Consider the following 12,732-nt stretch of genomic DNA (forward strand, 5'->3'; position numbering starts at 1 on the left):
CTATAAGGAACGTTGTCTGCATCGATGAGAACGGCAAGTTTTAATTCTTTTGTGTTTTGTAACATATTATTAGTTATTTCAATAAGTTGATTTTTTTTGATAAATCAAATGTTTACCAAATATACAACCTTATTAATGATAACCAGTTGGGTGTAATTATCTATTATGGTTAATTTTATATACTCTGTCACATTGTCCCGAAGCTTCGGGAGTCGAAATGTATCTTTTTAAGAGGTCTTCGACAAGCTCAGACAGACATTTGTGTTCTAATTGACTTTAAATTTTAACAAAAAGGCATTTTTAATTGATTTTTGGTTAATTACACCCAACGGGTTATTGATAATTATTTTCTATAAATTAAATTTCATTTTATAACGATGTATTCTTAAATATAAAATAGTTTTGGATAAGCAATAATTAGTGTTATATTTGCATCCGCTTTCGGGGTGTAGCGTAGCTCGGTTATCGCGCCTGCTTTGGGAGCAGGAGGCCGCAGGTTCGAATCCTGCCACCCCGACAACTTTGTTGTCAATTCCTATCAAAAGCCTGTAAATCGTATGATTTACAGCCTTTTCTATTTTTTGTAATTTAAACTAATTTAAGTTATTTCAAATAAAATGAGACCTAAACGGTGAACCAAATTAAAACCTACTTTTAGGTCACCAGAACGATGCAAACTCCTTTAAATAAAAGGATTGCGAAGAATAGACGGCTCTCGTTTTTGTACTCATTTGCACTGTTTTGGAATCATTTGGGTGAACTGTTTCGTGCTGTTCTCTTCAAGAGCGATTAAATCGCTTTAAAACAACTTAAATTAAATGAGTTATGATTTCAAAAAACACCTTCGGAGTACAGTTTATTATTCGGGTTAATAAAACTAAAGACGGTAAAGTTCCCATCTATGTCCGGATAACCGTGGACAGCCAAAGAGTAGAAATGTCGCTAAAACGTTGGATTCAGCCAATAGAATGGAATGCCGCCAAAGGATTAGCGAGAGGAAGTCGCAAAGAAATCACTGCACTAAATACGTATTTGGAACAAGTCAGAGCTCGATTGGTAGAGTGCTATCAAGAAATCCAATTGAAAAAGAAGCTCATAACCGCCAAAGGAATAAAAAGTTTGTTTTTAGGGACGGACGACAACCAATTCACCTTGACAAAGCTCGTAACCTATCACAATGAAACGATGAAAACCGTTTTGGCAGTAGGCACATTAAAGAATTACTCCACCACCGAAAAATACATTTTAGAGTTCCTAAAAACCAAGAAAGGCACATCAGACATTTACCTATCCGAAATCAATTACCAGTTTGTAATTGATTTCGAAATGTTTCTCCGGAACCATAAACCTGTTGACCATCAAAAGCCGATGCAAAACAATGGCGTGATGAAACACCTGGAGCGATTGAGAAAAATGCTCACATTGGCTATAAAAATGGAGTTGATGACAAAGGACCCTTTCAGTAAATATGCTTTGAGGTTCGACAAGGTAGAACGTGAATGTTTAACAGAAAGCGAATTATACGCAATCGAAAACAAAAAATTCAGTATCGAACGATTGGATATTACCAAGGATCTGTTTGTTTTTAGTAGCTATACTGGATTGGCTTACATAGATGTTATGAAATTGAATGTTGACAAAGTCAACATTGGAATTGATAGACAATAGATTACAACAACCAAACGAGAAAAAACAAAAAATTCCGTTCGAGTACCCATATTACCCAAAGCTTGGGAGATAATTCAAAAATACCAAGACCACCCTAAAGTGATTGCTTATGGAACGCTGCTCCCACATCTATCAAACCAAAACTAAATGGATATTTAAAAGGAGTCGCTGACTTATGCAGCATCAAAAAAATTATTACATTCCATTTAGCGCGTCGCACTTTTACCACAACCATCACTTTATTAAATGGCGTTCCTATTGAAACGGTGAGTAAAATGTTAGGACATACCAAGATAAGCACCACTCAAATTTATGCCAAAGTAGTAGAACAAAAAGGTAGTCAGGATATAATGAAATTGCAAGAAAAATTATCTGCTATAGAATTTAACAGAAAGAGTGTAAATAGTTAAAAAAATAAGTGATTTCACGATGCTTTTTAAAAATACTAAAAACAATAATCCTTTAGATGAAATATAATCTTGAAATATTCGACAAGATAATTTATGACATCCTAAACAATACAGACTTAATTTTTGGTGAAAAAGAGTTTAATTTCAACACAAATTTACTAACAAATAAAAACATCAGGATAAAACTTTCAATAAAGAATATCGTTTTCAAGCAAAATTCAAATTCAAAAATTGAATGCTTTATTCATAAACAACAATTAGCATTAGAAAACCTGATAACACTGTCACTACAATTGAAACATAAATTCAAATGCAATTTCGAGAAAATATTTTCAAAACCGGAAAATTTGTTAAAAATTCAGTTATTTCCAAAATGGAAACAACTGAATTTTTAACAAAATATAATTCTCACTAGCAACAGAAAAAAAATATAATAATTGAAGTAAATCTTTGCGATAAGTACCAAAAAAAGGTACCAATCGCAAAAAATCGCTTTCACTATGAGAAATAGTCGACATCTCTAACCTTTCCGCTTCCAAAATCGAAATGCTTTAAGGCAGCCGACTGCGTTCCAGAATGCGAAATAGGTGCAGCAGTATCAGTTTCAATATAAATTCAAATGACAAGAGATAACTAAAATAGTCTTCCGGAGCTTGTAGAAGGAAGCCTATTGAGAGTGCCAAATGCATTGGTAAAATGATAACCAGTGTAAGAACTCAATATTTTATAGTTATCGCAGGATTGGGATACACATAAACTTTTGAAAAATTAAATCCTTAAATTAATAAAGTGGGAATAAAATAATAATTTACAAACAAAAAAAATGTGAAATCTGAGGTAAAAAACACAAAGCAAAAATTAGAGAAATTAAAAACATACAATCAATAAGAGGATTAGTTTTTTACAATGATTTTTGAACCGATTTCTGATTTATCAGTTGTGGTTAACTTAACAATATAAATTCCATCACTCAGATTTGATGTTGAAAAGGTATAAGAAGAATCTTTTCCCAACTGACTTTTAATGAAAATTAATTTTCCCATTACATCATATAAACCGCAAGAAGCAATTTCTTTTTGCAGCGGATTGTTAATTATTAATTTTTTTATGGAGTTATCTTGTCGTACTACGAAGCTACTTTGATTTGCCAAATTATCAACTCCCAAAGAACCATTTTTGAAGGTGATTTCGTATTGGGTATTGTTTGTTCCTGCTGGCAATGTTAAATCAAATACGCTGTTTTTAATATCATAAAATAAATTAGTTGTTTTATCGTGAATAAACACATTGGCAACTTCGGGAATGTTTAGTAATTGGTTAACCGTCACTTTATAATTAGCTTGTTCTCTATTTCTAAATCCTATTGGAATTTTTTTATCAATATCAAAAGGCATAACTTGTATAATATACTCATTATTCCCAATTACAAAATAATTATTTGCAGGACCATCATTTGGCGATGCGGCATCCATAGCACGATCGACACCATCCGTTGACATTGGGTCAAATGCCAGAATCATTTGACTAATTGGTCCGTTGTCCAATAAAGTATTAAACCTAATTTGTGGTGTTCCACCAGTTTTGGCAGTAGTTTTATAATTTGCTCTTTTTTCGAATTGAGATAAATTCCCTGATCCTTCTTTTACAAAAACCCTGTAACTGTTTTTCATTTGAACATTACCATTTGCAAATCCTTCAATCATGAAACCTTGACCAATAGGGGAATATTTCCTTTCATATAAATTACCTGGACTAGATATGGGATATATTTGATTACCCGACCCATCATAAGAATAGAAAATCGCTGGAGTGTATAAACCAATGGCTGAATAGGTTGCATAACCTCCTTTATAATCTGCTAAATAATGCGAATTTACGGTTTTATCCTGCTCCCAAAAATAAGCAACACCTGTACAATTTAATTCGCCATTTAAAAATTCCTTCAAATTTATTGCTGATGGATAAGGGTTTCCTGTTAATGTCCATTCCCCTAATAAAACAGGAATAACAATAGTTCCATCATTTGGTTTTCCTCTAAAATCATAACGTTGATGTTTTCCGTCTGAATTATTTTGAACGCCATCTACTGATATTGCATCAATACCAGAAGTGCCTTTCATCGTAAAACCTTCACCTGCTTTTATAGTAGGCGTGAAACCAACATAAACCCAATCAGAATAACTAATCTGGCTGACCAACTTATAAATCCATTTAGGTGATATTGTAAGAGGAAAAGCGGTCCCGTCATGACTATTTGAAGCTAAAATAATAGCCGGTGTTGTATCAATTATAGTTGTTGGCCTTCCTAATTGTCCAATTCCAAAAGTATTATTTATTGATGTTGATAAAGCTGTATTTCCCACTGGAGAACACCAGTAATTATATTGATAATTATTTACAGTTCCTTCCTGAAAAACAGATAAACTTCCCAATCCTTTATTAGTTCCTGTGCCTGTAGTTCCTTGCAAGAGTTGACTTTGATTTCTTAAATAAAAATTACTACTTGAAACGCTTAATTCTAAATTCTGTTTTACATAAAAAACTTGGTTATTTACAAGAACATTAGTATTAGCCCCAACAAATACTTGAGCATTTAAATACGTTTGAACTAAAATCCCAACAATAACCAAAAACGACTTATAATTTATTTGAAAGTTTACCATAATCTAGATTTAGTGATTTTATTTAAAATTCGATAATTGAAAATCATAATAATTAAACACTTATTAATATTTTATTTGAATACTTTACACTGTTTGCAATGAATGTTCATATCGTAATTAAGCTGGAATAAAATTTATTTTACACTCATTAGCGTAAGTATTCTATTTCCTAAAGCTAAAGTTCCTGAACTAATATTCCACTTTATTTCTATAGCCTGTCCTGATACAACATCTACTATTGTTTGTAAAGACAAATTAGATCTATTTGAATTGCACTTTAATTTTCTAACAGAATTAGGTATCAAAACCCCACCTTGATAAATACTAAAAGTCGCTGTCGTATTTTGATTGCTAGAACCTGAATTAGTAGCGGGCGTGTTTCCTGGAGGAAAAATAGTTCCATTTACTTTTGCGGCAGCAAGACTTGTAGTAGCACCTGCTCCTGAAGCTATGTTACCATTATAAACAGAAGCCCCTGTATTATTAATTGCTCCAGATCCTGTAAAAGCAACAAATGTTGACAATGAACCTAGGCTAATTATTGAAGATTCGTTTGATGGAGTTGTACAAGTTCCTGTGCCAAAAGCTATCGCTCCCGCATTTGTGAGCATTTTTCCATCTAATGTTGAAGCATTCCCAATTGCAATCGCATAACTATGAGACATTAAAATTCCTTTCGCTATTGTATTGGCTCCAATTCCAATTGCTCCTTCGGCTACCCAAAAAACATTTTCAGGAAGAGCTCCGTTTGTCAAAATAATTGTAGTACCAGCTACCATATTTAAATCTCCATTTGCTTTAAAGATAAACAATGCATTTGGATCTCCTCCGGCATCAAGGGTAAGAGAACCTGAAATTGCAATGGCACTAGCTACTGAATATTTACCAGGACCAATTGTAGTAGGACCAGTTGTTGCACTACCAAAATTTATATAGGAAGTATTAGTAGTTGGTTGATCTTCAAGTTGATTGTAGGCTGAATAAAAGTCTGCTAAAAGAGTATCTGTATTAGCTGCAATAATCATAATATTATTGGTGATTTGACTGTCAAAAGAGACCGAATATTTCCCTGATACTGGTGAAATGCTCATATAGGGAAGTGTCATATCTATATTAGATTTGGTTCCAATTTCACCTACACCATTTGTACTATAGCACTTTGCGTATGTTCCATACTCTTTCCAACCAGCATCATAATAATTAAAACCCGATGTGGTTGTATTATAGATTAAAAGTCCAGTTGCAGGGTTTGAAATCAAATTTCTTTGCTCTGTCGTCATTCTAGGAGTAAGAAGCCCTTGAGAGTTAGATGTTAAATCTAATATTGATGAGGCATCTGGATTTATTGTTCCAATTCCAACTTGTGCATTTGAAATTTGACAATTTGCCAATAGCAAAAGCAGTAATAATTTTCCTATATCTTGCATTTATAATGATTTAATAATTATTGTATTTTAATCAAAGTTAAAGTCCTATTTCCCATTACTATTTTTTCGGAATCTGTATTCCACCTTACATCAATTACTTGATTAGGCAAAATAGTTGCAATTGCTTGTAATGATAAGTTTGTAGCATTCGCATTACTGGTTAGAATTTTATTTGAACTTGGAATCAAAACTCCATTTTGATAAATACCAAAAGTTCCTAATGCATTCGTATTATTAGGAGATGACGTTGTTATTGTAACTCCCGGATATAGAATTAAACCGGTAAAGACATTTGGCGAACCAAACCCAGTTATAGCACCGGCTACAGTTCCAATATCCCCTGTAATTACTGACGTATCTACATTTGATATAGCGCCTGTACCACTAAAAAAAACAAAAGTGGATAACACTCCTAAATCAATTACAGAATTTCCTGGAGGAATAATTGCGGTTCCTGGGCCAAAAGCAACAGCTCCAGTGATTGCAAAAAGCCTACCTTCAAGATCCCCTCCAGAGGCAATTGAAATTTGACCACCATTCGTAATTATAGTTCCTTTTAGTATATTTGATGCGGCCATTGATGCGGCACCTTCAATTACCCAAAAAATATTTGACGCTTTTGCTCCATTGAGTAATACCATATTTGTATTTGCCGCTGTTGCAAAAGCGGCTCCGATCCTAATAACGAAAAGAGCATCTGGATTTCCTTGCCCATCAAAATTGATTGTCCCAACTGTTGATGTTGCTCCTGCAATAGTATAAACACCTGGAATTATTGTCTCTCCGCTTCCAAAAACAACCGCATGAGCTGAATTAGTAACTGTAAGGGACATCAAATTATTGTAGGTAGCTTGTAACTGATTTTTAGCATCTAAAGACGTAAAAGGTCCTCTAACTATTGGAGCATTATTATAATAACTATTAAAGGTAACTTTGTATTTTCCGGCAAATAGAGGCGTTATCGACATACCATTTATAACCTCATTTGAGGTTGCGGTAGTTGTAATATCACCTGTTAAATTTGAATTATAATTTTTTGCAAAACCAGAATAATCTTTCCAATCTAAATCAAAAAAATTAAAATTAGATGTACTCGTATTGTAAATTAATAGTCCAACGGCTGGTGCTACAATTACATCTCTTTCAGCAGTTGTCATTCTAGGTACAAGTAATCCTGCACTATTAGAATATAATTCTAAAAGTGCTGATGGGTCTGGATTAACAGTGCCAATACCTACCTGCGCACCAACGAATAGCGGTACTAGAAAAAATACGAGAATTAAAAAGCAGGATATTTTTTTCATTTGTTATTATTTAAAACTAATTCAAATCCTCTTATGGATATCAATTTTAATTATTTTTAAGTTATTGTACTTTTATCAAAGTTAAAGTCCTATTTCCCATCATTATTTTTTCGGAATCTGTATTCCACCTTATATCTATTGTTTGATTTGGCAAAATAGTTGCAATGGCTTGTAACGATAAGTTTGCAGCATTCGCATTACTTGTTAGAATCTTATTTGAACTTGGAATCAAAACTCCATTTTGATAGATACCAAAAGTCCCTAATGCATTAGTATTATTTGGGGATAACGTTGTTATTGTACCTCCAGCATTTAAAAATGAGCCCTTAAAAAGAGTAGGATATTCATACCCTGAAATAGCGCCTACATTTGTACCTATATTACCCGTAATTACAGAAGAACCACCGTTAGATACAGCGCCAGCACTACTATAATAAATAAAAGTGGACAACACTCCCAAATCAATTACAGAAATTCCAGAAGGCATTATTGTCTTTACTGTGTTTACACTTATGGCTCCTACGATTGAAAAAAGTCGCCCTTCAAGATTTCCCCCAGCTCCCATTGTAATTGCACCCGAATTTGTAATTACAGTTCCTTTTAGAATAGTTGAAGCTTCGATTGACGCAGCTCCTTCAATTACCCAAAAAACATTACGAGCTTTTGCTTCGTTGAGCAAAACCATTTTTGTAGTTACTCCTGCCGAGAAAGCGCCATTAATCCTAACAACAAAAAGTGCATCTGGATTTCCTTGCCCATCAAAATAGAGTGTTCCCACCGCAGATGCGGCTCCCGCTATATCATAAATCCCTGGAGTTAAAACCTCTCCGTTTCCTAAAATAACATTATGGGTTGCCGTACCTTGAAGCGAATGTAAATTATCGTAAATTGACTGTAAATCTACTTCACCCTGAACTGAAGGAAAAGGACCAATAGTGATTGGAGCATTACTATAATAACCAGTAAATGTAACTTTATATTTTCCGGCAATTGGAGGTGTTATTGACATACCATTTACCACCTCATTTGATGTTGTCACAGTTGTAATATCACCTGTTAAATTGGAATTATAACTTATTGCAAAAGCAGAGTAATCTTTCCAATCTACATCAAAATAATTAAAGCTTGATGTGCTCGTATTGTAAATTAATAGGCCGACAGCAGGCGCTACAATTAAATCTCTTTCTGAACTTGTCATTCTAGGAACAAGCAATCCTTTGTTATTTGAAAATAATTCTAAAAGTGAAGACTGATTTGGATAAAATGTACCAATGCCTACCTGTGCAACAACAAATAGAGGTGTTGACAAAAATAGAAATAATTTAAAGCAGGATAATTTTTTCATTTGTAATTATTTAAAACCTATTCAAACCATCTTGTGAATATCAATTTTAATATTTATTGTACTTTTATCAAAGTTAAAGTCCTATTTCCCATTCCTATTTTTTCGGAATCTGTATTCCATCTTACATCTATTACTTGGTTCGCTTCGAGAGTTGAAATTACCTGTAATGAGGCATTTCCGTAATCAGCTTCACTAGTCAATATTTTACTAGAACTTGGAATCAAAACCCCATTTTGATATAAACTAAAAGAGGCTAAAATACTGTTCGTATTTGGTGTAGATATTATCGTGATTGTTGAAGAAGTATAAGTTGTATTACTAACAAAAGCTCCATTTACAGTTGCTGATTCAAAACCTACAAAAACACCTAAATTACTCCCTATATTCCCTGTGATTGTTGATGTAGAAGTATTTGTAATGTCACCAGAAGCAGTAAATAAAACAAAATCTGTTAACGTGCCCAACATGTATGGCGATATTCCTACGGGAATGGTCGCAACTGCTGGTCCAAAAGTTATTGCTCCAGAAATTGTCAAAAGCCTTCCTTCAAGATTTCCTCCTGCATTAAAGGCAATAGCGCCTGTTGAAGCTGCTATAACATTTCCTTTCATAATGGAGTTTGCTCCAAAAGAAGGAGCACCATACGCTAACCAAAATACATTCCTAGCTTGTGCTCCATTTGTTAAAATAACATTAGTATTTGCGCCAGCGGCCAAAGCTCCATTTGCTTTAATAACAAAAATTGAATTTGAATCTCCACCTCCATCTAATGTCAAGTTTAAAGCAATTGAAGCTGCTCCAGCTATAGAATAAACACCTGGAAAAATAGTTTCCCCATTTCCAAAAGCAGCAAGATGAGTAGAATTCGTTACAGTAAGAGAATTTAATTGATTAATTAATAACTCCAAATCCGATTTAGCTTGTTGAGCCATCGTACTTGGAAAACTTTCATTAGCAGAAACTACTCTATCTATTGGTGAATTAATGTATGAGCAATTAAAAGTTACTTCATAAGTTCCTGACAACAATGGTGCAATTGTCATTCCTGGAATTAAAATATCTGATGTAGAAGTAGTTGCAACATCGGTTGTGGAATTAGAATTATAATAATTTGTATACTCGGAATACTCTTTCCAAACGAGATCAAAATGGTTAAAATGAGAAGTGGTCGTATTGTAAATTAAAAGTCCCGTTGCAGGGCTTAAAATAAGATTTCTTTCAGAGCTAGTCATTCGAGGAATAAGCAACCCTTGCGTAGTGGAAGTCATATCCAATATTGAAGAAGCATCAGGATTTGTAGTTCCAATTCCAACTTGCGCAACCATTAGTTGCGAAATTGTGAAAAAGAAAAAAAATAGATAGGGGGCGATTTGTTTCATTTATTTATATTAGTTTCTTCCTAAGTTAACTCAATCTTAGACTTATTTATACTATTAAGATAAAATCTCATTTTGGCTATAATTTCTGTTTTTATTTCAGAAGTATTCAAAAGAAAAATCTCATCAATATTTTTCATCATTAACAAAAAATCATTACTGGATGTGCAAACTATAATTAGGAATCCCTTTTTTGTAAATGTTTATCAAATTAATTATTTCTTCTTCACTATAGACTACAAATAGTATCATGTAATAGTCATTTATTACATTTTCGAAACATTTGAAATTCCTAAAAAAATCAAATTCAAATTCATAGTTTAACTCACATTTCAAGGATCTATAAAAATGCTTTTGGCTGTCGTATAAAACTATTTTTTTAGTATTCATTTTTAAAATCATTAATCAAATTAAAAAATATTGTTAATCCAGTAACAAGAATCCCTCAATTCAAAGCTTCGTTGTAAAGAAAATTCAGTTACTACCAGAAACAATAATAACTTATACTATTATCTTAGTTACATTGATGTAATAATAAATTCACTTCGTCTATTAGCTTGATGTTCAGCTTCGGTACATTCTACTCCGTCGGCACATTTATTTATTAGTTGAAATTCACCATAGCCTTTAGCTGTTAATCTACTCGCTTCTATACCGTTTTTTATTAACCATGCCACGGTAGACCTAGCTCTTCGGTCTGACAAAGCTTCATTATATTGTGCCGTTTGCCTGCTGTCGGTATGCGAACGAATATCGATTTTCATCTTTGGGTATTCTTGCATGACCGCCAATACTTTAGCCAACTCAAAGGCGGCATCTTTGCGAATAAAGGATTTATCCAAATCAAAATAAATCATTGGTATGTCCAAGGTTTTCGCTAAATCAGTGCCTATACCAATGGGCTTGATGCGTTGTTCCAAGGCTAAATTAAGTTCACTTTTGCCTGATGTTTTAGCTATGTTGATGGTTCCCTCCTTGGTTTGGCACTCTTGTCTTTCGGCTCTTACAAAATACGTTTTGCCACAAAGTACTTCAAAACTGTAATTCCCTTCTGTGTCAGAGATGCCTTCCTTTAGCAATTGGAATTTCTCGTCAAACAAACTCAACTTGGTATCGGGCAATATCTTGGCTGTTTCAATATTGGTGATTGTTCCGGTTAAGCTTTGTTCACAAGCTAGTTTTCGGGTTTCGGTAAACTTATAAATATCATCATATCCTTTGCCTCCTGTGCGGTTCGAGGTGAAGAAACCATTTCTGCTTTTGCTGTCTATAAAAAAAGCAAAGTCATCGTCGGTGCCGTTTATTGGTGCTCCCACATTTTGGATATCGTTGATGCTGTTGTCTTTCGCTATTTGGGCTACATAAACATCTAATCCTCCGAGACCTGGCCTTCCGTCACTGGCAAAATACAGCTCATTTTCATCGCTAATAAAAGGAAAAGTTTCTCTTCCTTCGGTATTGATTTTTATCCCTAAATTCTCTGGAGTTGAATACGTTCCATCTCCATTAACAGTTACCTTAAACAAATCCGATTGACCAAAAGTTCCCGGCATATCTGACGCAAAATATAAAGCTTTATCATCGTTACTAAGTGCAGGATTTGCAACACTGTATTGATCACTATTGAAAGGCAATTCGGTAATACTCTTCCATTGTCCATCTACTAATGTAGCTTTATATATTTTTAGTAAAGTAATCCGTTTATCGTCTTTTCCTTTTTTACCGTCTAAAAAATTGTTTCTTGTAAAGTACATTGTCGAACCATCTTTTGTAAAAACTGGTGTAGACTCATGAAACTTTGAATTAATTATGTTTCCAAAATGTTTTGGCTCATCTAATTTACCATCTGATTTTTCTTCAGAACTGTATAAATTGGTAAAGGATTGGTTGGTCCATTTGAATACTTTCTTGGAAACTCCTCCGGTATCGCGAGCCGAGGCGAAGACTAATTTGTTGCCTGAAAAAGAACTCCCATAATCAGAAAACTCCGAGTTTATTCCTGCATCGGCAATGTTGAAGCGTCCTGAATTGGCCTTGATTTCTTCTAAATAGTTTTTATGGCTTGCGTAGAGTTGGGCTCTTTTGTCGTTGCCCGATTTTTTGTTGAACTCCGCCAGCATTTTATCGGCTTGACCATAATCTCCTATGGCCTTCAAGCATTGCGAATACCGATAATAGTATTCGGCTTCTTGGTCTTTGTTCATCGCAAAGAGTTCTTCATACCATTTCTCGGCTTTCTCTAACTCGGCATTAAAATAGTAAGCGTTCCCTAGGTTCTGAAACATTTTTTCGTCCTTATACCCTTTCTGGGCTACGCGTTCGTAGGTAACAATGGCATCCACATACCTATAACGGTCGTATTCCTTGTCCGCGGAGGCTACTTTGGCTTTTTGGGCATAGCCTAGTTGCACTATTACACTCAAAATAAGACTGTAAATTATAGTATTAATTTTCATAATATGTTGTATTAGAAGAATCTTGGGGAGATGATTTTATCGTATTTGTTGAACAATTCGTATCGTAAAAATAATTCGTGAGA

General features: G+C 33.9%; 9 protein-coding genes and 1 tRNA gene. 3 read left to right on the forward strand and 7 right to left on the reverse strand.

What is annotated here, in order from left to right:
- Positions 1 to 442: 442 nt before the first annotated feature.
- The 3 genes from ACKVOD_RS12965 to ACKVOD_RS12975 all read left to right on the forward strand — a co-directional run bounded on the left by ACKVOD_RS12965 (position 443) and on the right by ACKVOD_RS12975 (position 2,078).
- Positions 443 to 517: transfer RNA gene (locus ACKVOD_RS12965), tRNA-Pro, on the forward strand.
- Between the two features lie 308 nt (positions 518 to 825).
- Positions 826 to 1,668 (forward strand): site-specific integrase, encoded by an 843-nt coding sequence (locus ACKVOD_RS12970; RefSeq protein WP_409209889.1) that lies wholly within the window; start codon positions 826 to 828, stop codon positions 1,666 to 1,668.
- Positions 1,669 to 1,862: 194 nt separating this feature from the next.
- Positions 1,863 to 2,078 carry a tyrosine-type recombinase/integrase gene (locus tag ACKVOD_RS12975; protein ID WP_409209897.1) on the forward strand — a complete coding sequence of 72 codons (216 nt, stop codon included), beginning with the start codon at positions 1,863 to 1,865 and terminating at the stop codon, positions 2,076 to 2,078.
- 893 nt (positions 2,079 to 2,971) lie between these two features.
- On the opposite strand, the gene ACKVOD_RS12980 is transcribed toward ACKVOD_RS12975, so the two are convergent.
- From ACKVOD_RS12980 to ACKVOD_RS13010, 7 genes are all read right to left on the reverse strand, one after another.
- The gene (locus ACKVOD_RS12980; RefSeq protein ID WP_409209890.1) at positions 2,972 to 4,741 is read right to left on the reverse strand and encodes a T9SS type A sorting domain-containing protein; all 1,770 of its coding nucleotides are present in this window, start codon (positions 4,739 to 4,741) and stop codon (positions 2,972 to 2,974) included.
- Positions 4,742 to 4,875: 134 nt separating this feature from the next.
- Complete coding sequence (locus tag ACKVOD_RS12985; protein WP_409209891.1) at positions 4,876 to 6,168, reverse strand: ice-binding family protein; 1,293 nt, start codon at positions 6,166 to 6,168, stop codon at positions 4,876 to 4,878.
- A gap of 17 nt (positions 6,169 to 6,185) precedes the next feature.
- Positions 6,186 to 7,472, reverse strand: coding sequence for an ice-binding family protein (locus ACKVOD_RS12990; RefSeq protein ID WP_409209892.1), 1,287 nt, complete (start codon positions 7,470 to 7,472; stop codon positions 6,186 to 6,188).
- 61 nt (positions 7,473 to 7,533) lie between these two features.
- Positions 7,534 to 8,817 (reverse strand): ice-binding family protein, encoded by a 1,284-nt coding sequence (locus ACKVOD_RS12995; RefSeq protein WP_409209893.1) that lies wholly within the window; start codon positions 8,815 to 8,817, stop codon positions 7,534 to 7,536.
- 53 nt (positions 8,818 to 8,870) lie between these two features.
- The gene (locus ACKVOD_RS13000; protein ID WP_409209894.1) at positions 8,871 to 10,196 is read right to left on the reverse strand and encodes an ice-binding family protein; all 1,326 of its coding nucleotides are present in this window, start codon (positions 10,194 to 10,196) and stop codon (positions 8,871 to 8,873) included.
- Positions 10,197 to 10,349: 153 nt separating this feature from the next.
- Positions 10,350 to 10,583 (reverse strand): hypothetical protein, encoded by a 234-nt coding sequence (locus ACKVOD_RS13005; protein WP_409209895.1) that lies wholly within the window; start codon positions 10,581 to 10,583, stop codon positions 10,350 to 10,352.
- A 128-nt stretch (positions 10,584 to 10,711) separates the two neighbouring features.
- On the reverse strand, positions 10,712 to 12,649 hold the full coding sequence (locus ACKVOD_RS13010; protein WP_409209896.1) for an OmpA family protein: 1,938 nt from the start codon (positions 12,647 to 12,649) through the stop codon (positions 10,712 to 10,714).
- Between the last annotated feature and the right edge of the window lie 83 nt (positions 12,650 to 12,732).

This window comes from Flavobacterium sp. (assembly GCF_046155325.1).
Taxonomy (GTDB): Bacteria; Bacteroidota; Bacteroidia; order Flavobacteriales; family Flavobacteriaceae; genus Flavobacterium.